The organism is Thiobacillus denitrificans ATCC 25259, assembly GCF_000012745.1.
In the GTDB taxonomy this organism is placed as follows: Bacteria; Pseudomonadota; Gammaproteobacteria; order Burkholderiales; family Thiobacillaceae; genus Thiobacillus; species Thiobacillus denitrificans_B.
Window position 1 is genome coordinate 1,543,380 of the sequence record NC_007404.1, and the last position, 25,787, is coordinate 1,569,166.

Genomic DNA, 25,787 nt, shown 5'->3' on the forward strand with positions numbered 1-25,787 from the left:
AGGCGCGGTCGCCATCCGGACCCCCAGTTGCTATCCTCAGTTCAGGAGTGCCCGCCACGCCTCAAGGAGGATCGATGACCGCCCTCACCAAGCCGCAGCTCGACCAGCTCACCGACCAGCTTCGCGCCAACCGGCAGGCGCTGCGCCAGGAAGTGCGCGAGGAACTCGAAAATTCGGGGGAGCAGCACCGTATCGCGATCCTCAACGCCGAACCCGGCGACAAGCAGGCCAACGAGGACGTCTACGTCGCCGTCCGCGACGCCTTCGACGCGGCCAAGCGGCGCCTCGAGGACTACGCGCGCCAGCTGTGAGCGCGCGCTGCGGCAGGGCGCGATGACCGCCGCACTCGATACGCCGGCGCCGGGCACGGCGCTGATTCGCGCCCTCCACGATCCGGCCTGCTACGACCATCCCATCGCGCCGGTCCGCGTGATCGAAACCCACATCTCGTGGGTTTTGCTCACCGGCGACTACGCCTACAAAATCAAGAAACCGCTCGACCTCGGTTTCCTCGACTTCAGCACGGTCTCGGCGCGCCTGCATGCGTGCTGTGACGAAGTGCGCCTCAATCGCCGGCTCACGCCGGACATCTACCTCGACGTCGTCGCGATCAGCGGCACGCCCGCCGATCCGCGCATCAACGGCAGCGGCGAAGCCTTCGAGTTCGCGGTGAAGATGCGGCAGTTCGACGCCGACGCGACGCTCGACCGGCTCGACGCCGCGGGCCGGCTGACCGCCGGGCACGTCGACGCGATCGCGACGACGCTTGCGCGCTTTCATCTCGAAGACGCTGCGCGCGCCGGTGCCGACAGCGCATGGGGCGAGCCTGAGGGGGTCTGGGCGCCGATGGCGCAGAACTTTGCCCAGCTCGCGCCGCGGCTCACCGACGCGGACGAACGGGCGCTGCTCGACCGGCTGCAGGATTGGAGCGAAGCCGAGCATCGGCGTCTCGTGCCACTGCTCGCCGCGCGCAAACGCGAGGGCTTCGTGCGCGAATGCCACGGCGACCTCCATCTCGGCAACCTCGCCTGGGTCGACGACGGCCTGCTGGCCTTCGATTGTCTCGAGTTCGACGCGGAACTGCGCTGGATCGACATCCAGTCCGAGATCGCGTTCTGCTACATGGACCTGCTGCAGCGCGGCCATGCCGAATGGGGGTGGCGCTTCGTCAACCGCTGGCTCGAGGAGACCGGCGACTACGCCGGCCTCGCGCTGCTGCGCTTCTATGCGGTCTATCGCGCACTCGTGCGTGCCAAGGTCGCCGCCGTCGACGGCGCGCAACACGACGACGCGGCAGCACACCCCCGGCGGCAGGTGCGAACCCTGCTCGATCTGGCGCAGACGCTCGTCGAATCGCCTGCGCCGCGACTCGACATCACCCACGGCCCCTCGGGCGCCGGCAAGACGACCGTCACCGACCGCCTGATGCAGGCACCGGGCGCGATCCGTCTGCGCTCCGACGTCGAGCGCAAGCGGCTTGCCGGCCTGCCGGCGCTCGCCCGCAGCGGGGCCGGCGTCGGCGAGGCGCTTTACGCCGAAGACGCGACGCGCGCGACCTATGCGCGGCTCGCCACGCTCGCCGCCGACCTGCTCGATGGCGGCTGGCCCGTGGTCGTCGACGCTACCTTCGGCGCGCGCTGGCAGCGCGACCTTTTGCGCACCGTGGCCGAGTCTCGCGGCGTCGCGTTCCGCATCCTCGACTTCAAGCTCCCGCCTGCCGTCCTGCGCGAGCGCGTCGAAGCGCGTGCACGCGCGCTCACCGACGCATCCGAAGCCGACCTCGGCGTGCTGGCCCGCCAACTCGAAAGCGCCGAACCGCTCGCCGCCGACGAGCAGGCGCTGGCCGTGGACGCGGCGTCCTGAGCCGCCGCGGACCGGGCACCCGCTTCTCCACGATTCGAAAATCGCCGGCGCCGGGGCCGGCCTCACATTGGCGATTCGCGCGGACCGTCTACCATTCGAACAGACATCCGCTTTGCGAGGAACCCATGTCGAGAACGACGGAATTGATGAAGTTTCCCGGCGTGAGCGCCGCCACGCTGTTTTCCCGAAAGGGCTACCCGGATGAATTCGCCGGCCTGAGCGAAGCGGCGGCCACCGAAATGGCGACGCTCTGCGCCGCGATCACGATGACCGTGGAAATGCAGGGCCGGATGCTCGCACGCATGAGCGACCGTCCGGGCTGGGAGAACTGCTGCGGGTGGATGATGTGGGGACCGGAACAATCGGTGTTCGCCGTGCGCGACAGCGCCTGCATCGCACGCGCCGCCGAGGTGCCGTTCAAGCGTCTGATCGATGCCATGGAATCCCTGGCGGCCGAGCAGATCATCCAGCCCTCACTCTAGGAGACACTCATGCCGGTGCTGCAAGAACTCATGGATTTACCGGGCGTCTACGGCGCGATCGAATTCTCGTGCACGGGCGAACTGGGTGAAACCCGGGGCGAGATCGAGCCCGACTTCGCCCGCATCCTCGCGCAGATGTGCGCCGCGAACATGGCGATCTACCGGATGCAGGCGACCGGCTGGACGCAGCTGACCGGCCAGGGCGGCTTCCTCCCCGAACGCGGCTTCGCCTTGATGACGCTCGACCACGTGCTCATGGGCAGGGACGGCCAGGCCGTGCTCGCCCATCGTGCGCAATTCGACTATGACCTCGCCTACCGTCGTTTCAACGCAGCGATCGAAGCAAATCCCTGAGAGGAGGCCGTCCATGATTGAGCTGGAGCGTCTCGTGCTGCTTCCCGGCGTCGTCGCGGCATTGCGCTTCAACGACGACGGAACACCGGCCGAAGCGGTCGGCGACCTCGACCAGATCGACGTCGAGCTGGCCGCCGAACTCTGTTACGCCAACGGCCGTTTCATGCATCACAACAGCGACATGCTGATGACGTTTTCCGGCAAGGACGGATGGGCGCCGCGCGGCTGGGTCATGAACGGCGAGTTGCTGTCGGTCTGTGGCGCCGGCGACCTTGCATGCTTCGTTCGCAACGACGAGGCGGCTGTCAACGACCTGCTCCACCTCATCGCCGAGGTCTAGGCCCCACTCGGCCTGAGCCTCTCTGCTCGCACCGATCCAACGCGCCCTGCGCGCGCCTTCGGATCCGTCGCGTCTTCGCGCACGGCCGGTCGGCTGCGCGCCTCGTCCCGATCTGCCTTCCCCGTCACTCCGTGTTGCGCCTTGCCGCGGCTTCCGTCCGCGGCGTAACGACCTTCGACTCACGCTGGCGCCGACCACGATCCTCGACCAATCTGGCGAGTCCTTTGGCGTTGGCGGACCGATATAGGAAACTGTCGGCCCCGCAGGCCCCTCCGGAGAACTGCCTCGGGCGCCGATTCCACCTCGAATCCACCTGACGGAAAGCACGTAAATGTTTGATCTTCTGGAAAACTTTGGCAAATCATTCATCGCCTCGTCGTGGCTGCCGCAAGTCTTGCTCGTGACCGGCGCCGTCGTCACGGTCAACGTCGTCGCCTACACCGTTCTCCACTACCTCGAAAAAGCCGCGCGCCGGACCGCCGCGGTGTGGGACGACGCCCTGATTCAGGCGGCGCGCCGGCCGGCGACGCTGGCGCTCTGGGTGATCGGCGCGTATTACGCGGCCCGCGTCATCTACGCGCACCAGGAGCGCAGCTTCCCCGACGGCCTCACGCTCGCGCGCGACAGCGTCGTCATCGCCGCCTTCGCCTGGTTCCTGCTGCGCCTGATCGGCAACGCGGCGCGCGGCATGCGGGCACGCGCGCTCGAACCGGGGTGCAAGGTCGATCTGACGACCGTCGACGCGCTGTCGAAGCTCGGACGCATCAGCATCGTCGTTCTTGCCGGTCTCGTCGTCGCGCAAACCCTCGGGTTCAGCGTCTCGGGCGTGCTCGCCTTCGGCGGCATAGGCGGCATCGCGGTCGGTTTCGCTGCCAAGGACATGCTCGCCAACTTCTTCGGCGGGCTGACGATCTACCTCGACCGCCCCTTCGTCGTCGGCGAATGGATCCGCTCGCCGGACAAGGAGATCGAAGGCACCGTCGAATACATCGGCTGGCGTCACACGCGGGTGCGTGCGTTCAACAAGAATCCGATCTATGTGCCGAACGCGCTGTTCACCAACATCGTCGTCGAAAACCCGACCCGCATGACCAATCGGCGCATCAAGGAAACGATCGGCATCCGCTATCAGGATTTCGACAAGATGGCGGCGATCGTCGCCGAGGTGAAAGCCATGCTGCAGGCGCATCCCGAAATCGACAGCGAGACGACGCTGATCGTCAGCTTCAACGCCTTCGCCGCGTCGTCGCTCGATTTCTTCGTCTACACCTTCACGCGCACTGTCGAGTGGATTCACTTCCACGAGGTCAAGCAGGACGTGCTGCTGAAAATCGGCGCGATCATCAGCGCCCACGGCGCCGAGATCGCCTATCCCACGCGCAGCCTGCACATCGAATCGACCCTCGATCCGGCCTCGTCCGAGCCGCGAGCGCCCACAGCCGACGCGGCCTGAGCGCTGGCCGCCTTGCCGAATAACGGCCCGAGGCGGCATAATGGCGGTCTTCAGTCAGTCCCTTCCGTGCCCGCACGGGCATCCGTCGGTTCTCCTCACTGGCTTTCCACCGCGCGTCAGCGCGGCCGCACCACCGGCACCGCGAACTTTCGCACCTGCCCGGGCAGCGTCTCGCGCCGCCCTTCACGAGGAACACGCAATGGCAAAAGAAGAAGTTATCGAAATGGAAGGCGTCGTCAACGAGGTCCTGCCGCAGACCCGCTTCCGCGTCACGCTCGACAATGGCTTCGAGATCACGGCCTATGCCTCCGGCAAGATGCGCAAGCACCGCATCCGCATTCTCGCGGGCGACAAGGTCACGGTCGAGATGTCCCCCTACGACCTGACCAAGGGCAGGATCAACTTCCGCCACAAGGACGCCCATCAGGCGCCGAGACCCACGGTCGCCCGCCGCTACAACTAAGTCCCTTCGGAACCCGCTTCCGGGCTCACCAGCGGAGTTCGAGGCGGCCGTCCGGTCCCGGTTCCACGCGGGTGCCGAGCATCCGCCCCTCGCGATCCAGGCGCCCGCGCAACCACGCCGCGTCGTCGGCCGCAGCGAAGCCAAGCCGGAAGCGCCGGATCTGCATCGGCGTCATTTCCAGTCCCCGCAGACGGCCGCTCGCCCCGTCGATCTCGAGAAAGTACATCAGGCACAGGTCGCTGCGATACGCGGCGTGGTTCGTGATGCCCTCGTAGTCGTTGAGAAAGTCGCCGCACCCATAGAGGATCGGCCGCTCCCGATGGACCTCGATGCCGATCGGGTGGTGCGACGAGTGTCCGTGAACGACGTCGACGCTACAACGCTCGATGAGCCCGCGCGCAAAGGCACGATGCGCGGCCGGTATGCCGTAGCCCCAGTTTCCGCCCCAATGGATCGACGCCACGACGATGTCGCCCGGCTGTTTGACGGCCGCAACGTCCGCCGCGATTCCGCGCAGCGTCGCGGCCGAGAGATCGGGCAGCAGGTTCACGCCCGGCGCGTCCGCCGCGGCAGCCCACGCGGCCGGGACCCCGCTGCTCGAGAGGCCGCAGGAAAACACCAGCAACCGGCCGCCCCCCGGGCAAGGCAGCAGCGCGGGCGCCGCCGCTTCGGCGAGGTCGTGCCCTGCCCCGCAGGTCGCGAGCCCGGCACCATGCAGCGCGTCGAGCGTGTCGACCAGGCCGCTCACGCCCCAATCGAGGACGTGGTTGTTGGCAAGCGCGCAGCCGTCGATGCCGGCGGCCGTGAGACAACCCGCGTTGCCGGGGTGCATGCGGTAATGAATGCCTTTGCCGTGCTGCCAGTCGTCGCTTGCGGTGACAGCGGTCTCGAGGTTGACGAAGCGAAGGTCGGGCGCCACGCGGGCCCATTCGGCGAGCGCGTCGCCCCAGACGTAGTCGAATCCGACCGGCCGCGGAATCGGGCCGTGGGCTCGCTCGGCCAGCCGCACGTAATCCTTTGCCGACGTCGCGTAGCCTTCGTGCAGGGCCGGGTCGCCCGGATGCGGCAGCACCTGGTCGATGCCGCGCGCGGTCATCACGTCGCCGCAGAGAAAAAGGATCATGCGTCGCCTCCCCTGAATGCTACGCCACGGTGAACGCCCGCCGACCAGCCTGCCCCTCTGTCCACCGATGGACATCTCCGAGCCCTGCGCTTTCGGTCCACGACCCCTCCCCTCGCGCGCCCGCTCTCAGCTTGGCATACGATGAAAGTACCGCCAGTCTCCCGTCGGAAAAAGCCATGGGACGCGAAGAACTCTGCCTGTTCAGCCTCAACGCGAGCCGCGGCCTCGGCGAGCGCATTGCCGCCCGGCTCGGCCAGCCGCTGGCCGAGCACGAGGAGCGTGAGTTCGAGGACGGCGAACACAAGGCACGCCCGCTCGAGAGCGTGCGCGGCCGCGACGTCTACGTCGTGCAGTCGCTCCATGGCGAACCGGGTTCTAGCGCCAACGACAAGCTGATTCGGCTGCTGTTCTTCATCGCGACGCTCAAGGACGCCTCGGCCGCACGCGTCACGGCGGTCGTCCCCTACCTCGCCTACGCGCGCAAGGACCGTCGCAGCAAACCGCGTGATCCGGTCGGCAGCCGCTACGTCGCGCAGCTGTTCGAGAGCCTCGGAACCGACCGCATCGTGAGTCTCGACGTCCACAATCTCGCCGCCTACCAGAACGCGTTCCGCATCCCGGTCGAACATCTCGAAGCGCGGCCGCTCTTCGTCGCGCATTTCGCCCCGGCGTTCGCAAACGACGACGTCGTGGTGGTCTCGCCCGACGTCGGCGGCGCCAAGCGCGCCGAGGCCCTGCGCGCCTCCCTTTCACGCCGCATCGGGCGTCCCGCAGGCATGGCGTTCATCGAAAAATACCGCAGCGGCGGCATCGTCTCGGGGGAAGCCGTCGTCGGCGACGTCGACGGCAAGCACGTCCTCATCGTCGACGACCTCGTCAGCAGCGGCACCACGCTCGCCCGCGCGGCCGCCGCCTGCCGTAGCCGCGGCGCCACACGCGTCCTCGCCGTCGCGACGCACGGCGTGTTCGGCGGCGATGCCGTGCGCACCCTCGGTGACAGTGCGCTCGACGCGCTCGTCGTCACCGACAGCATCCCCACCTCGCACCTGCCGCCGCCACTGGGCGAGCGCGTCGAAATCCTCGACATCGCGCCGCTCTTCGCCGAGGCGATCCGGCGGCTGCACGAAGCACGCTCGCTCGGCGATCTGCTCGGCGATTAGCGCAGCGTCGCCCTGGCGATGTGGCGCTCGGCCAGTTCGAGATAGTCGTGCGCGAGGGCCGGCCATCTCGCGGGCGGATGGCGGCCGTCATCGTCCTTGAGATGCCAGACCGCGAGCTTGGCGCGCAGCATCGCACGGCAGCTCTGGTAGAAGTGCAGCAAGGGCGCCGGCCACGTATCGCCGCTCGCTTCGGCGTAGCCGATCAACAGCCACGGGCCGATTTCCGCCATGCCGAGACGCTCGCATTCGAGCGCGAGATAACCGAGTTCGTCGAGCGGGTCGAGAATCCGGAAGTCGCGCTTGAACTCGACGCAATCGATGACGACGGGATCGGCAAGCAGGCACACGTGTTCGGGCCGCAGGTCGCCGTGGCCCTCGACGATGCGGCCGCGCGCGACGCGTTCGTCGAGCAGCGCGGCTTCGCGGCGCACGAATTCGGCCTGCGCGTCGGCCACACCCACCGCACGCGCGTGGGGCACGCCGAAGTCGACGTCACCCAGTTCGTGCAGCGGCTCGGCGATCTGCTGCGCCAGCCGCGCCCGATAGCGCGCTGCGCCCATCGGTTCGGGGACGATGCCGGCATAGAAGGCCGCAAGCAGGCGCGCCAGCTGCCGCATCTGCGCCTCGCTCACCGCCCGCTCGCGTATCAGGCTGTCGAGCATGCGGGAAGCGGGCAGCCGTCGCATCTTGACGAGCCACTCCACAGTCTCTCCCTCGCCGCCGAGGCCGAGCCCGCCCTCGCGGTGCCAGACCAGCGGCAGCACGCCGAGGTAGACCGAAGCCGCGAGCCGCCGGTTGAGCCGCACCTCCTCGTCGCAGTCGCGGCGTCGTGCCTCGAGGGTGCTGAAGTCGAGATAGCTGCAACGCACCGGCTTCTTCAGCTTGTAGGCGAAACTGTCGGTCAGAAAGACCCAGGAAACATGCGTTTCCACCGTGACGACCCGCCGCGTCGGCGCCGGGTAATGCGCGGCGTCGCGCAGGAAGCCGACCTTGTCGGCGAACGATGGCAGCGGCCTGTGCGCGGAAACGAGCATGATCTAGTAGCCGGCCCCGGGCGGCCGCGGGTCCCGCCGGAACCGCCGCCCGCGCCGCGAAAAAAATGCCATGCGTTCAACGGCCTGCGCCGAATGCTTGATTCCGTAGGTGAAGAACATCCTCATCGCCTGCGCCCTCGCGAAAAGAACGAAACTGCCGACGCGCGGCGGCAGTCTACTATTCCATCATTGCAGTTCGCGGGAGAAATGCCATGCGCGGCCAAAGCTATCGCCGAGCGGCCTACCTCATCGTCGCGTCCGGGACTGTGCTCGCCCTGGCCGCGGCACTCGTCCCCTTTTATGACGTCGGTTACCAGCTCAAGGGCCTGCCGCTGGCCGCGGTGCTGACGCCCTTCCTGCTTTACGGCGGACTTGTCGCGGCGCTGCGCGGGCCCTGGCTGCTGGCGTCGGGGCTCGTCATCCTCGGCGTCTCGCTCGTCGTCGTCGGCAGCGAACGCTTCCTCGACTACGACGGCTATCGCAGCGGCCTCGTCTACTGGCTGCCTGCGGCGACGGCCGTGGTCGTGCTGGTCGCGGCCTACCTGTTCGGTCGCGCTCGCCCGGGCGAGGAAACGGGCGCCCGCCCGCAGTTCACCGGCGAGGCCGTGTGACGGGCGCGCCGCACCGGCCCGCACTGCCCCGCTCGCGCTGAACGCCGGCGAGGAACGTTTTTCGACATGGACGCGAGGCGCGCGGCGGCACCCGACCCGGATTTCGTACTACCCGATTACGCCGGCGGGGGTCTGGTCAACCTCATGAGTTCGATCACGACGGCGCTCGCGGATGGCAGCCCCTACCCGACACTCACGGCGCTGCCGCCCGAGACGCTCGCCGCCGCCCGGCACGTGCTGATGCTCGTGGTCGACGGGCTGGGCAGCGCCTTTCTGGCGCGCCAGGGCGGGCCGCTGCGGCGCTGCATGCGCGCCGAGCTCACGTCGGTCTTTCCGTCAACGACGGCGAGCGCGATTCCGACCTTCCTGACCGGGCTCGCGCCGCAGCAACACGGACTGACCGGCTGGCACATGTACTTCCGCGAGATCGGCGCGGTCGTCGCGCCACTTCCGTTCCGTCTGCGCACCGGACGCCAGGCGCTGCGCGATGCGGGCGTCTCGCCGGGTTCGCTGTTCGGACTCACGCCGCTGTTCGCCCGGCTGACGCGCGCGAGCCACGTCGTCAGCCCGGAGAACATCGTGCATTCCGACTTCAACGTGGCGCTCGCGGGGCCGGCGCAGCGCTACGGCTACGACAGCCTCGAGGAGATGTTTGCGGTGCTGGCCGACCTGCTGCGCCGGCCCACGCCGAGCTACATCCACGCCTACTGGCCGCGGCTCGACAGCCTCGCGCACGAACACGGCGTCGACAGCGCCGAAGTCGTCGACGCCTTCAATGCGCTCAATGCGTCGTTCACGCGCCTGATCGAGTCCGCGCGCGACTGCGTCATCGTGGTCACCGCCGACCACGGCTTCATCGATTCACCACCCGGGGAAACGATCGATCTCGACGATCACCCCGCGCTGCGCGCGACGCTGCTCTTGCCGCTATGCGGCGAAGCCCGCGCCGCCTACGCCTACGTGCGCGCCGGGCGCGAGGCCGAATTCGAGGCCTATCTCGCGGCGGAACTCGCCGACCGGGTGCGCGTGTACCGGAGCGCGTCGCTCGTCCACGACGGCTGGTTCGGCCCCGGCGAAGCCCATCCCGCGCTCGGCGACCGCATCGGCGACTACCTCCTGCTGCCGCGCGGGCGCGCGATCCTGCGCGACTGGCTGCTCGGCGAAGTGCGCCATGCCCATCTCGGCGTGCACGGCGGCGCGTCGGCGGCAGAAATGCGGGTCCCGCTCGTGGTTGTGGTGCGCGACTGACTACCAGGGCATTTCGCTGCCGTCGAAACGGAAGAAACGCGCGTTCATCGACGGGTCGAATTTCTCGACCAGACGGCGCATGCCGCGAACGCTCTGTTCGGGCGTATACGGCGCGTCGCGGCCGCCCATGCGCGTTTTGACCCAGCCCGGATGCAGCAGCAGGAGGCCGATGCCGCGCGGCTCGAGTGCCGGCGCGATGCCCTTCATCGCGGCGTTCAAGGCCGCCTTGCTCGAGCGGTAGGCGTAGCTGCCCGGCGCGCTGATGTCGGTGATCGATCCCATGTGGCTCGTGGTCACGACGACGAGCTTCTTCTCGCTGCGCGCGACCTGCGCGGCGAACGCCTCGCTGACGCGAACGGCACCGAGCGTGTTGACGGCGAAGCTGCGCAACCAGACTTCGTAGTCGATGCCGCCGAAGTCGCCAAGGAACTTGTCGAGGTAGACGCCCGCGTTGTTGAGCAGCACGTCGATGCACGCCTCTTCGAGATCGAGTTGCAGCGTGCGCAGTTGCTCGGCATCGGTCACGTCGAGCCGGTGCACGCTGACATCGCGATGCTGCGCCGCGAGCGCCGTCAGTTCGCGCGCCTCTTCCGGGCGGCGGCAGGTCGCGCACACGCCCCAGCCGTCTTCGGCATACTGCCGCGCCCATTCGAGCCCGAGGCCCCGGCTCGCGCCGGTGATCAGGACGGTCTGGCGGGGTCGCATCGTCGTGGTCTCGCTGTCATGGAATCTTTATAGACCGCGGATAGACAACCGCGCGCGAAGCCGCGTCGGGCTTCACTTTGCGCGAGGCATCGTCTTAACTGAGTTCTACGATTGCATCCGAGGACACGCGCATGAAGGAAATCCTGCCCGGCGTCTTCCACTGGAAGACCTTCCACAAGGGCATACAGGCCTACGTCCATTCCTATTACGTCAACGCGACCGAACCGGCCTTCGTGATCGATCCGCGGCTTCCCGCACAGGGGCTCGACTGGTTCGCACTGCACGGCGTACCCGGCCACGCCTACCTGACGAACCGTCACCACTATCGCCACAGCGGGCGCTTCGCCGCACGCCTCGGCACCCGCGTGTGGTGCCACAAGGACGGACTGCACGAATTCACGGCGGGCGAAAAGGTCAGCGGATTCGCCCACGGCAGCGAGCTTCCGGGCGGCGTCATGGCGCTCAAGGTCGGTGCCCTGTGCCCCGAGGAGACCGCGTTCTACCTGCCGCTCCACGGCGGCATGATGAGCGTCGGCGACGCGGTCGTGCGCCAGCGCGGCAAGCTCAGCTTCGTTCCCGATGCCTACATGGGCGACAGCCCGAAAACAGTCAAGCGCGGCCTGCGCAAGGCGTTTCAGGAGCACCTGCGCGAACGCGAATTCGACAACCTGCTGTTCGCCCACGGCGCGCCGTGGATCGGCGGCGCGAAGGCCGCGCTCGGCGCGTTTCTGCGCGATGCGGAACCGTAGCGCCGGCGCGCGGTCGCTAGCGAAGAACCGCGCGCGTCCGGGCGTGGGTGTGCAGAACCGTAGAACGGGAGGAGCATGGGCGAGGCGATCAGCAACCCCGCGGACGACGTAGCCGATTCGGCCACGACCAAGCCCCTCGTCCTGCTGACGGGCGCGACCGGCTTTCTCGGCCGCGCGCTCAGCGCCGCGCTGTCAGCCGCGGGCTATACGCTCGTCTGCCTCGACCGCACGCCCAAGCAACTCGCCCACGCCGAAAGCCTGCGCTGCGATCTGACTTCGGACGAGAGCGTCGACGCCGCGCTGCGCGAGGTGAAGCAACGTCATGGCACGCGCATCGCCGCAGTCGTCCATCTGGCCGGTTATTACGACTTCAGCGGCGAGGCCAACCCGCTCTATCGCGCGGTCAACGTCGACGGCACGCGCCGCCTGCTGAAGGCGCTGCAGGCATTCGAGGTCGAACAATTCGTCTACGCCTCGACGATGCTCGTGCACGCGCCGACCACGCCGGGGGTGCCGATCGACGAATCGTCGCCGCTCGCGCCGCGCTGGGCCTATCCGCAATCGAAGCTCGAGACCGAAGCCGTCGTCGCCGAGGCGCACGGCGCGATTCCCTACGTGCTGCTGCGCATCGCCGGCGTCTACACGTCGGCGGTCCAGCCGCCGACGCTGGCCCACCAGATCCGCTGGATCTACGAGCGCAAGCTCGAGGCCCGCCTCTTCCCCGGCGAGACCTCGCACGGTCAGTCGTTCATCCACATCGATGATCTTTGCGACGCGCTGGTGCGCGTGGTGCAGCGCCGGACCAGCTTGCCGCCCGACCTCGCGCTGCTGGTCGGCGAGCCCGTTCCGCTGAGCTACGACGCGACGCAAAACCGGCTCGGCACGCTGATCCACGGCGAACACTGGGAGACCGAGACCCTGCCCAAGCCTTTGGCCAAGGCCGGCGCCATGCTGCAGCGCACGCTCGAGACCGTCGTTCCCGACTCGGTCGACCGCGGCGAGAAGCCCTTCGTCAAACCCTTCATGGTCGAACTCGCCGACGACCATTACGAACTCGACGTCTCGCGCGCGCACGCGCTGCTCGGGTGGACGCCGCGCCACAGCCTGCGCGACGAGCTGCCCGGCATCGTTGCCGCGCTCAAGGCCGATCCACTCGACTGGTACCGCGCCAACAAGATCCCGCCGCCCGAGTGGCTCGAGACCCTGACCGAGCATCCCGACGACGCGCACGCCTTGCTCGAGAACGCCGAGACGACGGCGCGAGGCCAGCACGCGCAGTATCTCTGGGCGCATTTTCTCAACATCGGCCTCGGCCTGTGGCTGATGTCGAGCCCGCCGATCCTCGGCTATCCGGATCAGGCGATGACGCTGAACGACGTCATCAGCGGCGCGCTCGTCCTCATCTTCGGCACGCTTTCGCTGTCGCGGCACTTCGCCTGGGCACGGGTCGTCACCGCGAGCGTCGGCGTATGGCTCTTGTTCGCGCCGCTCGTGTTCTGGGCGCCGACGGCCGCGGGATATCTCAACGACACGCTCGTCGGCGCGCTCGTGATCGGCTTTTCGATGCTGGTCCCGCCGACGCCGGGCGTCGGCGTCGCGGCGCGGACGACCGGGCCCGATGTGCCGCCCGGATGGGACTACACGCCCTCGGGCTGGACCCAGCGCATTCCGATCATCGCGCTCGCCTTCGTCGGCCTCGCGATCTCGCGCTATCTCGCGGCCTACCAGCTCGGCCATACCGAAAGCGCCTGGGACCCCTTCTTCGGCGAGGGCACCGAGCGCATCATCACCTCCGAGGTGTCGCAGGCCTGGCCGGTGCCCGACGCCGGCCTCGGCGCGACGACCTACATGCTCGAAATCCTCACCGGCATCATCGGCGGGCGCGCACGCTGGCGCACCATGCCCTGGCTCGTCGTCCTGTTCGGCGTCATGATCGTGCCGCTCGGCGCGATCAGCCTGTTCTTCATCATCATCCAGCCCATCGTCATCGGCACCTGGTGCACGCTGTGCCTCGTCGCCGCCGCGGCCATGCTGCTGCAGATTCCGTATTCGCTCGACGAACTCGTCGCCAGCGGCCAGTTTCTGCTCGACCGCCGGCGCCAGGGCAAGTCGCTGATCCTCGCTTTTTTCCGCGGCGACACGATGGAAGGCGGTGCGCGCACGCCCGGCGACGACTTCGAGCGCCCGGCGCGCGAGGTGCTCCGCGACATGCTCGGCGGCGGCGTCAACGCGCCGTGGACCCTGCTCGCGAGCGCAGCGCTCGGCATCTGGATGATGTGTACGCGGCTCGTCTTCGACACCGCGGGCGCGCAGGCCGACAGCGACCACCTGCTCGGCGCACTCGTCATCACGGCATCGATCAGCGCGCTCGCCGAAGCCGCACGCCCGCTTCGCTTCGTCAATGCACTGCTCGGCATCGCGCTGATGTTCGCCCCCTTCATGTTCGACGGCGGCAGTCTCGTCGCCGACGCGGCCGGCATCCTTGCCGGCCTGTTGCTGATCGCGCTCAGCATGCCGCGCGGTCGTATCGACAACCACTACGGGGCGTGGAGCCGCTATCTGCTCTGAGCGGCCACGGCCATCACGGGTAAAGCGGCGCGCAGTGACAGGAGGTGCGATGGGTTCCGAGACCGACCACGACAACTTCGACGCGGTGATCGTCGGCGCCGGACAAGCCGCGGCGCCGCTCGCCGTCGCGCTCGGCGCCGCCGGCTGGAGGACCGCCGTCGTCGAGCGCCGGCACGTCGGCGGCTCGTGCATCAACTTCGGCTGCACGCCGACCAAAGCGATGGCTGCAAGCGCACGCGTCGCCGCCCTCGCGCGCCGGGCGGCCGAATTCGGCCTGCGGGCTGGCACGGTCGAGGTCGATTTTCCGGCCGTAATGCAACGCGCGCGTGCGATCGTCGCGCGTTTCCGTCGTCGCCTCGAGGCCTCGCTCGCAGGCGCCGACAATGTCGAACTGATCTTCGGTGACGCCATCTTCCAGGACGCCCGCACGCTCATCGTGCGGCGCCCGGACGGCGAATCGCGCACGCTCGCGGCAGCGCACGTCTTCATCAACACCGGCACCCGCGCGGCGCTGCCGCCGATACCCGGCCTCGAGCGGCTGCCGCTGCTGCACGACGACGCGCTGCTCGCGCTCGAGACGCTGCCGCCGCATCTGCTCGTCATCGGCGGCGGTTACGTCGGGCTCGAATTCGCGCAGATGTTCCGCCGCTTCGGCAGCGAGGTCAGCCTCATCCAGCGCGACGAACAACTCGCGCCACGTGAAGACCCCGACGTCGCCGAGGCGCTGCGCGAAATGCTCGTGGAAGACGGCGTCAAGGTGTACCTCGAGGCGAAAATCCTCGACGCCGACCGGGGGCGCAGCAGCGACGGCGACAGCATCGCGCTCAACCTCAAGACGCCTACCGGCCCGTTGCGCCTGCTCGGCTCGCACCTTCTCGTCGCCACCGGCCGCAGGCCCAATAGCGACGACCTCGATCTCGCCGCCGCCGGCGTGGAGACCGGTGCCGACGGCTACATCCGCGTGAACGATCGGCTTGAAACCAGTGCCGCCGGCATCTATGCGCTGGGCGACGTCAAGGGCGGACCCGCTTTTACCCACATCGCCTACGACGACGCGCGCGTGCTGAAGACCAATCTGCTCGGCGACGGCGGCGCGAGCGTCGCGGACCGGCCCGTTCCCTACACGGTATTCACCGATCCGCAACTCGGACGCATCGGTCTTAGCGAGCGTGAGGCCCGGCAGAGCGGGCGCCGCGTATTGCGCGCGCACCTGCAGATGGCCCAGGTCGCGCGCGCGATCGAGACGGGCGAGGCCCGCGGCTTCGTCAAGGCGCTCATCGATGCCGACAGCGGAGAGATCCTGGGGGCGGCCGCGCTCGGGGCCGACGGCGGCGAACTGATGGCGATGCTGCAACTCGCGATGATGGGCCGCATTCCCTACTCCCGCCTGCACGACGCGGTGTTCGCCCACCCGACGCTCGCCGAATCGCTCAACGCCCTCTTCGCCGCACCGCAGCCGCTACCGCGTTAGGTTTCACGCTGTGTTTCGCGCACGACCGGTTCGCTCGCGCACCGTTCCGCCTCGCCCCCGCCATCCCCTCTCGCCTGCGCACTCGGGCGGTCGAATGGCTCCGGCATCGCGATCACCGCCCTGAGCGGATAGTGGTCGGACGCCATGCGCGCCGGCTTGCGCCGGTGCGCGCGCAGATCGACCAGCGCGCTGTGCGGCCGCACCCAGACGCGGTCGAGCGCGAACATCGGCAACAAGGTCGGAAACGTGCGTTGCCAGGGCGGCGGCCCGAGCAGGCCGTGCATCCAGCGCAGCGGCCGGCTCAGCGGCAGCCATTCGTTGATGTCGCCGAGCGCGACGACGGGCTGGCCGGGCTCGACCGGATGCAGGAGCTTGAGCAGCAGCTTGACCTGGTAGCGCCGCTCGGCCGGACGCAGGCCGAGGTGGGTGACGATGACGCGCACGCGATGGCCGTGGACGTCGAGGTCGACGTCGAGCGCGCCGCGCGGTTCGCGGCTGCGGAACGAAAGGTCGTGCCGGCGAACCGCGAGGATCGGCCGCCGCGTCAGCAGGGCGTTGCCGTAATCGCCGTCGTGGCGCAGGATCGTCGGCCCGGCGAGCGCCTGCATGCCGGTCGCCTCTGCGAGATATTCGAGTTGTTTCGAGTCGGCGTGCGGCCCGGCCCGTGAATCGACTTCCTGCAGGCCGATCGCGTCGCAGTCGAGGTCGCGGATCACCGTTGCGATGCGTGCGGCATCACGGCGGCGGTCGACGCCGACGCACTGGTGAATGTTGTAGGAAGCCACCGAGAAGCTGTGACCCTTGCGGCTAACCCACATCGGCGTCCGCTTTCCCGTCGGCGGCGAGTTGCCTGCGCAACCACTTGCGCAGGACGAAGAAGGCCACGAGCGCGGCCGCGACGACGATGCCGACCAGCGCGTAGTTGATGCTCGACGGATCGCGCAGCGCACTGTGCAGCTGCCCGCCGAAGATCGTCGCGACGAGCGCACCCGGCAGTATGCCGAGTGCGGTGCCGATGAAGTAATGGTCGACGCGGATGCGCGCCGCGCCCGCCACCATGTTGACGACGATGAACGGGGCGATCGGCACGAGCCGCACCGCGACGACCGAAAGCAGGCCGCGCCGCCGCAGTTCGCGCGACAGGCGGTTGAGCCGCGCGCCGGCGACGCGCCGTACCGTGTCGCGGCTCAGTGCGCGCCCGCCGTAATACGTCACCATCGCCGCGGTCAGCATCCCGGCCATCGCATAGGCGAAGCCCTGCAAGGGGCCATAGGCCAGCACCGCGGCGAGCGTGATCAACGGCCGCGGAAACATCGTGAACGTCGCCAGCGTGTAGGCGCCGATCACGATCAAGGGGCCGGCCGGCTCGGCCGCCAGCAGGTCGGCCCAGCCGGCGACGGCAGTCGGCGTGACGTATTCGGACAGCGGGGTCCAGCGCCAGAGCGCAAACAGGCCGCCGAAAACCACGAGCACCACGAGCACGCCGAGCAGCGGCCGCCCGCGTTTTTCGTCGACCGGGGCGTCAGGAGAGAACTGGCTGATCAGCTCTTCCGGAGCGACCGGTCGCTCGAGATCGGCAAGTTCGGCGAGCGGCGCGAGCGAACTGGACCAGACGTCGGAGCTCAAGGGCAGCAGGCGCCGCTCGCCGTGTGCCAGCGCGTCGACGGCCTTGGCCGCGGTCGCTTCGCGCTCGAACGCGGCGGCGACCTCGCGCGGGCTGACGTCGAGATGTTCGGCGAGCAGCCGGTCGCGGAACGCGGCGATCGCCGCACGCACATTCGCATTGCCCTCGGCCTCGATCGCGAGATCGCATTCGGTGTCGAAACCCATCGAGCGATTGTTGAGATTCGCCGAGCCGACGCGCACGATCTCATCGTCGACGATACACAGCTTGGCATGCACGTTGATGCTGCGCTCGCCGAGGCCCGGCACGTCGGGATAGTAGACGTGCAGCCGGCCATGGTGGTCGGCGCGGCGCAGGCGTTCGAGCAGCTGGCTGCGCAGCGTGCCCATCGTCGGCCCTTCGAGCCAGCCGTCGGACGAGCGCCGCAGCACGATCACGATTTCCGGGCAGTCTTCGCAGCGCAGCCGTTCCTCGAGCCAGGCGCCGACGCGCAGCGACGTGAAATACTGGTTCTCGATGTAGATCAGCTTTTTCGCCGCGTCGAGCATGTCGAGATACAGCGCCTCGACCTCGCGCACCTCGGGCAGGCCGTCGTACTCGGGTTCGGTGCGCGCGATCCCGACGTGCACGTCGACGAGCTCGGGCGCGAGTTCCGCCGGCCACGGATCACCTTCGCCGGGGTGGGCATGAAGCCGCTCGCCGGTTCCGCGCAGCCAGCGCGTGCGAGCGAGATCGCCGAGCGCAGCGGCTGCGTCGCCGTCGACCGCGATCATCACGTCGTGCACCGGGCCGTAGGCGGCGTCGCCGCGCATGCGGCGCGGGTCGTCGGCGCGGTGCTCGGGCGTGTCCCAGCGGTCCGCCGCGAGATCGATGCCGCCGACGAAGGCGACCGCGTCGTCGATCACGACGATCTTCTGATGATGCGATCCGCCGACCGGGAAATGGCTGTCGAAATGAAAATGGATGTGATGACGCGGCTGCCAGCCGAGTCCGAAGAGCGGCGGCGCCTCGCGGTCGACCGCGTAGATCATCGGAAAATCCCAGTCGAGGATGTGGACCTGCAGCGCGTGATTGCGCTTGACGAGAAAATCCAGGAAGTCGCCGAGCACCGGCGGCACGCCGCGTGGCGCGTCGTCGTGCCACAGGCGCGTGCGGCTGTTGAAATCCCAGCCGACGATCAGGATCGAGCGCTGCGCGCGCAACGCAGCACGGCCGAACGCGTCGAAGTAGGCCGCGCCGTCGACGAGGAAGGCGACTCGGTTCGCATGTTCGTAACGCCAGCAGTTTTTTCCTTCGACTAGCCTGCCCATTGCCCGGGTGCGCGCCACGCACGCATCCTCCCCTCCTTATGAACTTTGTCGATTCACTATAGCTAGCGAGAACGTCTTTCTGCGCCAAGGTTCCCGGACGCGCGCGGCCGCGGGCGTCAAAAAAGCGAAAGCTCGCGCAGGTTGACGCCCTGGCGCAGCAGCTCGCGCTGCACCTCGGCCGGGTCGACGCTGCGTGTCGACGTCTTGCCGCGCGCCGCGAGCGCGGCGCAGGCGCCGGCCGCCTGCCCGGTCGCCATGCAGACGACCATCACGCGGTAGGACGAGTGCGCCTCGCTGTCGCCCGAAATGCAGCGCCCGGCGGTCAGCACGTTGTCGAGCCCCTGCGGCAGCAGGCAGCGCAGCGGAATGTCGTAGGCCTCGTTCGGCGGCAGGCGCTTCAACACCGTGCCCGTGCCGGTCGCGTTGTGAATGTCGATCGGATAGGTGCTGCGCGCGATGACGTCGCCGAACTTGCGTGCCGTGAGCACGTCGTCGGCGCTCAGGCGATAGTCGCCGCGTATTCGCCGCGTCTCGCGCACGCCGATCTGGACGCCGCTTTGCACCGCGTACGACTCCTCGAACCCCGGCACGTACTTGCGCAGGAATGCGGCGACCTGTCGCATCTGCCCGCGGCTCACCCATTCCGCGTAGCTGAGGTCGAAGGGGTCGCTGCCGAGCAGCCTTCGGTCATGGGCCGTGACGCGCGTGCTGTTGACGCTGACTTCATGCAGATGCGGGGTCGCGAACAGCAGGATGTCTTCACGCGGCAGGTCGAGGTCGCCCGCCGCGGTCGCACGTGCGACGAGATCCCACAAGCCGTGCACGCCGCGCCATTGATCGGGGTGCGCGGCGACATAGGTCTCGAAGCCGACGCGCTCGAAATCGGCGACGCGAAACATCAGCGTCATCGGCTGCACCATGCCGTCGGCCTCGCGCCCGATCTCGTAAGGCGCGCCGGCCGCCACCGCGATGTCGCCGTCCCCGGTTGCGTCGACGATCATGCGCGCGCGCACGACCTGCGGGCCGCCCTTGGTTTCGAACACGACCCCGCCGCAGCGTCCCTCGCCGAGCACGCCCGACGCGAAGGCGTGGAAGAGGAAGGACACGCCGGCCTCGTCGAGCAGTTCGAGCGCAGTGAGCTTGAACAGCTCGGGGTCGAAGGGCACCGTGTAGCCGGTGCTCAGATCCGGCGGCACCGCGCCGCCGTGGGCGAGCAGGCGCGCGATGAACTGTCGTACCGCGCCGGCGATGACCGGCGTTCCCGGGCCGTGGTCGGTCGGCAGGAGCGTATGCGCGCCGGATTGCTCGATCTGCGGTCGGCTCGTGTGGAAGGACATCAGCGGCATCACGAGCGCCGCGGTCGCGTTGCCGCCGAGAAATCCGTAGCGCTCGACCAGCACGGTGCGCGCGCCGGCCGCCGCCGCGCCGAGCGCGGCGCCGATGCCGGCCGGGCCGCCGCCGACGACGAGCACGTCGCAATCGGCGGCCACCTGCGCGCTGCGCGGCGGCAGGGTCACGGTGAGCGCCTGCTCCGGGCGATGCAACACGGGCATTGCGAGGCTCCTTTCAGTCTTCCCCGCGCAGTACGCGAAGCATGAGTTCGTGGGTCTGGCGCGCCGCGCCCTGCAGCGTGGGCAGCGCGCGGTCGATCTGCCGGATCAGCGCGCGGCGGCGGTCCCACGAGCGGTCGATGTGCGCGATCAGGCGCCCCGCGTTGACGAGTTGCAGCGGCGGCGCGCCGACACCGATGCGGTCGATGAAACCGCCGACCTTGGCGGCATAGGGCAGCGCGACGAAGGGCACCCGCTGCAGCGCCGAGAAAATCATGAAGTGCAGCCGCATGCCGACGGCGAACGAAAAGCGCCCGATCAGCGTCATCAGCTGGCCCGGGGTGTACTCGCCTTTCAGCACCGAGGCGCGCTGCGGGCGCAGCATGCGCGCGACGACCGCGTGGCTGTGCTGCATGTCGAGCACGCCGCGCTCCATCGGCACGAACACGACTTCGGCGCCGTAGCGGTCGACCATGAAGTCGGCCGCGTTGGCGAGGAGCTGGTGGTAGATGTCCTCGCTGAGGTCGGGTGCGGCCGCGCCCGGTTCGCGCACCGACATGCCGACGACCGGCCCCTTCCACTCAACTGCCTCGCGCGGCAACGCGCTGCGCGGCAGCGGCTCGGGCCGCAGCAGCAAGGCCGGGTCGGCCGTGACGATGATTTCGCGGCGCACCCCTGCCGCCTCGAGCACCTGGCGCGCCGATGCCTCGCGCACCGTCACGATCTTCGCGTCCTCGAGACATTCGCGCACGGCCTCGAGCGTCGCCCTGTCCTCGAGCGGACCCGCACCGATCGCGTAGACCATGAACGGCACGCCGACCTCGCGCGCGATCATCGCCTCGCGCAGAAACACGCGCGCCTCGGAATCGAACAGGATGCCGCCGCCCCCGACGAGCAGCAGGTCGAGCGGTTCGATGAAAGGCAGCAACTCGGCGCGCGAGGCGTCCCGCGTCGACACGGTCCTGTCGACGGCGTGACGCGCCCGGGTGTCCGCGGCGTCGCGCGAAAACACGGTGATCTCGGCTTTGACCGAGGCGCGAATCTGCTGAACGATGCTCTGCAGAATCGCCTCGTCGCCGAGGTTCATGCCGCCGTAGGAGCCGACGATGCCGATGCGGAAGACCTGCTTGCGGGCTGTCATGCGCGTCCGGCTCACTTCGGCGCCGGCCTGTCCCACGGCGGACGTTTGATCATCCAGCGTGCGAACAGAAAGGCCGGCACGAAAACGAGCGCGAGAAAAACGCTCGCCCACCCCGCGCTGTCGAGCACGTCGCCGCGGCCGAGTGCGACGAGCAGCCGGGAAAAGCCGAAGAAGAGCGCCGAACTGACGAGAAAGAACAGCAGCACGAACAGCATCGTCGCGGCAAGGGTCTTCGCACGCGGGTGCTTGGCACGCCGCACGTAGGGAACCGCGAGGGCGAGCAGGACGAGCCAGACGATCAAGGCGAGCACATCGGTCATGGAAGCTGGCCGGCCCCGGGCGGGGCCGGCTTCAATTCGCGGCGGCTAGGCCGCCTCGGGTGGAAGCAGCGAGAGAACCGGTGCGGGGCTGACGACGTGGAGCTGGTAGCCGGCGTCGGCAAGGGGCTCAATGAGCTCCGCGAGCGCGTCGAGCCCGGCGAGCGTCGCGAGCATTTCGGCCAGTTCGCGACCGCCCCGCTGATCGACGATCTCCGCCACACCGGTGTCCGGCCCAGGGTGGAGCCGCCTGAACAGGGCGTGATGCAGGCTCTGCGGCAAGGTAATTTCGACCTTGCCGCCCTGCTTCACGGCGTCGAGAACCGGTCCGACGGTCTCGCGCCCCGCCCAGGCCAGCCTCAATGCGTCCGGATGGTGGCCGCCTCTGTCGATCTGCAAAGCACGTCTCCTTTTATTGCCTGTTGGGTGTCGCCCGGCGGGCGTGAGTGGCGGGCGCGGTGCGCCGCCAACTGTTTTATAGAACATCCAGCGCGCCGGCCTGCGCGGCTTTTCAGCTTGTGAAACTACGTACGACCCAGACCGCGCCGGCGATGACGACCAGGCAGAGCAGGCAGGCGAGCAGAATTCTTGCGGACTTCGGCATCGACACGCACCCCGTTTATCACTCTAGGCAGGCCGGGGGGCGGGGCAAGCGTGGCGCACGAAAACGCCTATTTTTAGAAGGTCGTCCAGCGAAGGAGAATCGAGATGGCAGTCGTCAACATCGGCCACTATTACGCGGAATGGATGCCGTCGGGGTCGCCCGAAAAATCCGGCCGCGGCCGCATCATCCTGCGCAGCGCAACCCGCATCAGCGACCTCTTCCGCCTGACCAACCTCGGCTCGGAGGACTACCGCAACCTGCTGCACATGCTGCAGACCGAAAAGCCGGTCTTCTGGGGCAGCGAGGCCGGCTGGCTGCGGACAGCCCATCCGCAGATGCACGACGCCGAGCCGGTCGGCGGCTTCGAGATGGATGAATAGCGGTTCGCAGGTCCCGCGCGCGTCCGCGGCGGGGCCCTACTTCAGCACGCGCTCCCACTGCTCGATCGGAATCGGCTCGCAGAACAGGAAGCCCTGGTAGCCGAGGCATTTTCCGGCGAGGAAGTCCCGCTGCGCGTGGGTCTCGACGCCCTCGGCGATGACGTTCAGGCCGAGCGAACGGCTCATCGCCATGATCGCCTGGACGATCGCGGCGTCGTTCGAATCGTCGACGACGTCGCGGACGAAGGACTGGTCGATCTTGACCTGATCGAGCGGCAGGCGCTTGAGGTAGGACAAGGACGAGTAGCCGGTGCCGAAGTCGTCGAGGCAGAAGCTCACGCCGAGCGCGTTCAGTTCCTCCATGCGACTGACCACGGTCTCGATTTTCTCGAGCACGACGCTCTCGGTCAGCTCGAGCTGGAGCCGGGTCGGGTCTACGCCGCTGCGCGCGAGGCTGTCCTGCACCGTCGCGACGAAATCGGGCTCGTGGAACTGCCGCGCGCTGACGTTCACGGCGATCTTGAGATGCGCCGCGCGCGGGTCGCTCTCCCAGGCCTTGAGCTGCGCGCAGGCCACGTCGAGTACCCACTTGCCGATCGGCAGAATGAGGCCGGTTTCCTCCGCGAGCGGGATGAACTCGAGCGGTGAAATCGCTTCGTTGCCCTGCGGGCGCCAGCGCAACAGGGCTTCGGCGCCGATCACGCGCTCGCGCTGGTCGACCTGGGGCTGGTAGTAGACATGGAATTCATCGCGCTCCAAGGCCTGGCGCAGCGCCGCTTCCATCGCCATGCGCGTATCGATCGCCGCCTGCATCGCCGGGTTGAAGAAGCGCACGAGGTTACGCCCGGCGTCCTTGGCCTGGTAGAGCGCGACGTCGGCCTGCTTCAGCAACATGTCGGCGGTGGCGTCGTGCCCGCAGAAGAGCGTGAGTCCGACGCTCGTCGTGCTGTGGAAGCGCGAGCCGTTGCCGCTGAGCGAATACGGCTGGTTGAGCGCCGCGCGGACCTTCTCGGCGATCGCTTCGGCCTGGGTGACGGCCTGGTCCTCGTCGCTGCCGAAGCCTTCGAGCACGACGACGAACTCGTCGCCGCCGAGCCGGCAGACGGTGTCGTTCTGCCGCACGCTCGCGGTCAGGCGACGGGCCACGTCGATCAGCAGGCGGTCGCCCACGTCGTGGCCTTGCGTGTCGTTGAGCGTCTTGAAGCGGTCGAGGTCGAGGATCATCAGCGCGCCATACTCGCGGGTGCGTTCGCTCGAAAGCCGCGCCTGGTTCAGGCGGTCGAGCAGCAGCCGGCGGTTGGGCAGGCCGGTCAGCGAATCGAAGTAGGCTAGGCTGCGGATCTGCGCTTCGACCTCCTTGCGCTCGGTGACGTCGCGCACGAGGCTCAGCACGTATTCCCGGCCGCCGTAGACGAAATAATTGACGCTGACCTCGACCGGGAAAGTCCTGCCGCTGCGCGTCTTGTAGTGGCCTTCGATTGTCATCGAATTAAGCACCTTGATCTGCTCCCAGAGCGCGCGCCACTGGCCGCGTCCGGTCAGGTCGCGGTCGATGTCGGTGACCTTGAGCCGTAGCAGTTCCTCGGGCGTCCACCCGAGCGAGCGGCAGGCCTCGTCGTTCACATAGTGAAACTGCGCGTTCTCGTCGGCGAGCAGGGCCGCTTCCTTGACGTGGTTGAGCGCGAAATTCACGAGGGCAAGCTGCTCGCTCGCGCGCTGCCGTTCGGTGACGTCGCGCGCGATGCCGAGGATGCCGAGCACCCTGCGGTCGCGGTCGCGCAGCGTGGTCTTCACCGACTCGATCTGGACGTCGCGCCCGTCCACCGCCTGGAGTGCGTGCATGCTCGTGAGCGGGTGGTCCGCCAGCATGGCCTGGGCGTCCTCGTTGCGGAACTTGCGCGCGAGTTCGGGGCCGACGATGTCGAAGTCGGTCTTGCCGCGCATTTCGGCCTCGGTTCTGCCGGTGAAGCGTTCGAAGGCCGGATTGCACATCTGGTAGACGCCGTCGGCGTCCTTGAGCCAGACGAGGTCGGGCAGCGTATGCAGGATCAGGTTCTTCTGCCGCTCGCTTTCCTCGAGGTTGCGGGTGACGATCTTGAGCTGGGCGTGTTCGCGCAGCAGCATGCCCTGCCTGAGCATCGCGAGGACGATGACGGTCAGCGACGCGATGGTGACGGCCGTGCGCGACGTAGCGGAGACGTCGGTGCGGTCGCCCAGCAACACCACCGCCGAGCCCGCAAGGACGACCGTCGCGAGGGGGAGCACGCGCACGATCGCCTGACTCCAGCGCTCCCAGTGCAGGTTCGGCGACGCGCCGACCTGCCAGTAAAGCGTGGCGACGCCCATTCCAAGCGCCGTCAGTGAGAACACGGCGTCGACCCTGATGTTGGCGACGGTTTCGCCGCGCAGCGCCCAGGTATTCCAAATCATCCAGACGGTCGCGCTGCCGACGAGCGACAGCAGGAACAGCCAGTAGCTCCACGAGAAGCGGAGGCGCAGCGTCGGCTCGGCGACCAGTCCGATCGACGCGGCGGCGATCAGGCTCGCGGGATACGCGAGCATCACCGCGACGCTGAGCAGCTTGATCTGGCCGCCGGCCGGCAGATAGAGCACGAGCACCAGCAGCGTGACGCCGATCGCGAGGCCGATCGAATCGAGCAGGAGCGTCTTGCGCTCCGCGGCGTCGCCGACGCGGAAGGCTTCGAACATGAGCCCCGTCGCGACCAGGGGGCCGAGCAGCAGATAGAAGAAATCGGAGGGGGATGGGAAGTCGGCGTAGCCTAGCAAGGCCTGCGCGTCCCAGACGAGCTGGCCGATCGCGTAGGCCGTCAGGCCCGCCGCGATCCAGCGCAGGCCGCGCGCGCTTTCCGGAGAACGCGGCGACCCCGCCGCGAAGCAGGCGAGCACCGCGGCGGTGATGGTGCTCGCGGTCCAGTGCAGATTGTCGAAAAACCGCGCCAGGCCCGTGTCCTGCACCAGGCTCGCACCGGCCATCCCACCTAAAACAGTCGCTACACCAACAAACAGCGCAACGCGCGCCGGCCAACCGAGTCTCGTCCGGCTGTCTTGATTCATCAAATCGAAATCCTCAAATAGCACTTCACTCGCGCAGGAGGCTGTCGCCGCCCGCGTTCACAACTCATTGTGAAGTCAGATTCCGCAATGCTTGTTGATATCGCTGTAGGTCCTGCCGGACTCGCTTCCAGGCGGCCGGCAAGCGCAAGATTAAATGAAAAA

At 68.2% G+C, this 25,787-nt stretch carries 24 protein-coding genes; 14 read left to right on the forward strand and 10 right to left on the reverse strand.

Features of this window, described 5'->3' with window-relative positions:
• Nucleotides 1-74: 74 nt before the first annotated feature.
• The 7 genes from TBD_RS15115 to infA all read left to right on the forward strand — a co-directional run bounded on the left by TBD_RS15115 (nt 75) and on the right by infA (nt 4,955).
• Nucleotides 75-311: a hypothetical protein gene (locus tag TBD_RS15115; protein WP_011311969.1), complete on the forward strand. Its 237-nt coding sequence runs from the start codon at nt 75-77 to the stop codon at nt 309-311.
• Between the two features lie 22 nt (nt 312-333).
• Nucleotides 334-1,863 (forward strand): AAA family ATPase, encoded by a 1,530-nt coding sequence (locus TBD_RS07275; RefSeq protein ID WP_011311970.1) that lies wholly within the window; start codon nt 334-336, stop codon nt 1,861-1,863.
• A 125-nt stretch (nt 1,864-1,988) separates the two neighbouring features.
• Nucleotides 1,989-2,345 (forward strand): DUF2173 family protein, encoded by a 357-nt coding sequence (locus tag TBD_RS07280; RefSeq protein ID WP_011311971.1) that lies wholly within the window; start codon nt 1,989-1,991, stop codon nt 2,343-2,345.
• A gap of 9 nt (nt 2,346-2,354) precedes the next feature.
• The gene (locus tag TBD_RS07285; RefSeq protein ID WP_011311972.1) at nt 2,355-2,699 is read left to right on the forward strand and encodes a DUF2173 family protein; all 345 of its coding nucleotides are present in this window, start codon (nt 2,355-2,357) and stop codon (nt 2,697-2,699) included.
• Nucleotides 2,700-2,712: 13 nt separating this feature from the next.
• Nucleotides 2,713-3,039 carry a DUF2173 family protein gene (locus tag TBD_RS07290; RefSeq protein ID WP_011311973.1) on the forward strand — a complete coding sequence of 109 codons (327 nt, stop codon included), beginning with the start codon at nt 2,713-2,715 and terminating at the stop codon, nt 3,037-3,039.
• A gap of 331 nt (nt 3,040-3,370) precedes the next feature.
• Entirely contained in the window at nt 3,371-4,492 is a 1,122-nt protein-coding gene (locus TBD_RS07295) for a mechanosensitive ion channel family protein (protein WP_011311974.1), read from the forward strand.
• A gap of 199 nt (nt 4,493-4,691) precedes the next feature.
• Nucleotides 4,692-4,955 carry a translation initiation factor IF-1 gene (gene infA, locus TBD_RS07300; RefSeq protein WP_011311975.1) on the forward strand — a complete coding sequence of 88 codons (264 nt, stop codon included), beginning with the start codon at nt 4,692-4,694 and terminating at the stop codon, nt 4,953-4,955.
• A gap of 25 nt (nt 4,956-4,980) precedes the next feature.
• On the opposite strand, the gene TBD_RS07305 is transcribed toward infA, so the two are convergent.
• A complete protein-coding gene (locus TBD_RS07305) occupies nt 4,981-6,078 on the reverse strand; it encodes a CapA family protein (protein WP_148203028.1) in 1,098 nt (365 codons plus the stop codon).
• 176 nt (nt 6,079-6,254) lie between these two features.
• On the opposite strand from TBD_RS07305, the gene TBD_RS07310 reads away from it, so the two are divergent.
• The gene (locus TBD_RS07310) at nt 6,255-7,238 is read left to right on the forward strand and encodes a ribose-phosphate diphosphokinase (protein WP_011311977.1); all 984 of its coding nucleotides are present in this window, start codon (nt 6,255-6,257) and stop codon (nt 7,236-7,238) included.
• Here TBD_RS07310 and TBD_RS07315 read toward each other — a convergent pair.
• Nucleotides 7,235-8,272: a hypothetical protein gene (locus tag TBD_RS07315; protein ID WP_011311978.1), complete on the reverse strand. Its 1,038-nt coding sequence runs from the start codon at nt 8,270-8,272 to the stop codon at nt 7,235-7,237. The genes TBD_RS07310 and TBD_RS07315 overlap by 4 nt on opposite strands.
• Before the next feature lie 212 nt (nt 8,273-8,484).
• Between TBD_RS07315 and TBD_RS07320 the strand changes: the two genes are divergently transcribed.
• Both TBD_RS07320 and TBD_RS07325 read left to right on the forward strand, forming a co-directional pair.
• The gene (locus TBD_RS07320; protein ID WP_011311979.1) at nt 8,485-8,883 is read left to right on the forward strand and encodes a hypothetical protein; all 399 of its coding nucleotides are present in this window, start codon (nt 8,485-8,487) and stop codon (nt 8,881-8,883) included.
• A 66-nt stretch (nt 8,884-8,949) separates the two neighbouring features.
• Nucleotides 8,950-10,131, forward strand: coding sequence for an alkaline phosphatase family protein (locus TBD_RS07325; RefSeq protein WP_011311980.1), 1,182 nt, complete (start codon nt 8,950-8,952; stop codon nt 10,129-10,131).
• Here TBD_RS07325 and TBD_RS07330 read toward each other — a convergent pair whose 3' ends face one another.
• The gene (locus tag TBD_RS07330) at nt 10,132-10,836 is read right to left on the reverse strand and encodes an SDR family oxidoreductase (protein WP_011311981.1); all 705 of its coding nucleotides are present in this window, start codon (nt 10,834-10,836) and stop codon (nt 10,132-10,134) included.
• 131 nt (nt 10,837-10,967) lie between these two features.
• Here TBD_RS07330 and TBD_RS07335 point away from each other — a divergent pair, with 131 nt between their 5' ends.
• From TBD_RS07335 to TBD_RS07345, 3 genes are all read left to right on the forward strand, one after another.
• Nucleotides 10,968-11,585, forward strand: a complete 618-nt coding sequence (locus TBD_RS07335) for a hypothetical protein (RefSeq protein ID WP_011311982.1) — start codon at nt 10,968-10,970, stop codon at nt 11,583-11,585.
• 75 nt (nt 11,586-11,660) lie between these two features.
• Nucleotides 11,661-14,153, forward strand: coding sequence for an NAD-dependent epimerase/dehydratase family protein (locus TBD_RS07340; RefSeq protein ID WP_011311983.1), 2,493 nt, complete (start codon nt 11,661-11,663; stop codon nt 14,151-14,153).
• Nucleotides 14,154-14,202: 49 nt separating this feature from the next.
• A complete protein-coding gene (locus tag TBD_RS07345; RefSeq protein WP_011311984.1) occupies nt 14,203-15,624 on the forward strand; it encodes a mercuric reductase in 1,422 nt (473 codons plus the stop codon).
• On the opposite strand, the gene TBD_RS07350 is transcribed toward TBD_RS07345, so the two are convergent.
• The 6 genes from TBD_RS07350 to TBD_RS07375 form a co-directional block, all read right to left on the reverse strand.
• The gene (locus tag TBD_RS07350) at nt 15,621-16,442 is read right to left on the reverse strand and encodes an endonuclease/exonuclease/phosphatase family protein (protein WP_011311985.1); all 822 of its coding nucleotides are present in this window, start codon (nt 16,440-16,442) and stop codon (nt 15,621-15,623) included. The genes TBD_RS07345 and TBD_RS07350 overlap by 4 nt on opposite strands.
• Nucleotides 16,432-18,576 (reverse strand): VTT domain-containing protein, encoded by a 2,145-nt coding sequence (locus TBD_RS07355; RefSeq protein WP_011311986.1) that lies wholly within the window; start codon nt 18,574-18,576, stop codon nt 16,432-16,434. Before TBD_RS07355 ends, TBD_RS07350 begins: the two co-directional genes overlap by 11 nt.
• A 98-nt stretch (nt 18,577-18,674) precedes the next feature.
• Nucleotides 18,675-20,111: an FAD-dependent oxidoreductase gene (locus TBD_RS07360; protein ID WP_011311987.1), complete on the reverse strand. Its 1,437-nt coding sequence runs from the start codon at nt 20,109-20,111 to the stop codon at nt 18,675-18,677.
• Between the two features lie 13 nt (nt 20,112-20,124).
• Nucleotides 20,125-21,249: a polysaccharide pyruvyl transferase family protein gene (locus tag TBD_RS07365; protein WP_011311988.1), complete on the reverse strand. Its 1,125-nt coding sequence runs from the start codon at nt 21,247-21,249 to the stop codon at nt 20,125-20,127.
• A gap of 11 nt (nt 21,250-21,260) precedes the next feature.
• The gene (locus TBD_RS07370; protein ID WP_011311989.1) at nt 21,261-21,569 is read right to left on the reverse strand and encodes a hypothetical protein; all 309 of its coding nucleotides are present in this window, start codon (nt 21,567-21,569) and stop codon (nt 21,261-21,263) included.
• A gap of 45 nt (nt 21,570-21,614) precedes the next feature.
• Complete coding sequence (locus TBD_RS07375; RefSeq protein WP_041432511.1) at nt 21,615-21,965, reverse strand: hypothetical protein; 351 nt, start codon at nt 21,963-21,965, stop codon at nt 21,615-21,617.
• A gap of 309 nt (nt 21,966-22,274) precedes the next feature.
• Here TBD_RS07375 and TBD_RS07380 point away from each other — a divergent pair, with 309 nt between their 5' ends.
• Complete coding sequence (locus TBD_RS07380) at nt 22,275-22,550, forward strand: hypothetical protein (RefSeq protein ID WP_011311991.1); 276 nt, start codon at nt 22,275-22,277, stop codon at nt 22,548-22,550.
• Between the two features lie 36 nt (nt 22,551-22,586).
• On the opposite strand, the gene TBD_RS07385 is transcribed toward TBD_RS07380, so the two are convergent.
• Nucleotides 22,587-25,544: a putative bifunctional diguanylate cyclase/phosphodiesterase gene (locus TBD_RS07385; RefSeq protein WP_049750230.1), complete on the reverse strand. Its 2,958-nt coding sequence runs from the start codon at nt 25,542-25,544 to the stop codon at nt 22,587-22,589.
• Between the last annotated feature and the right edge of the window lie 243 nt (nt 25,545-25,787).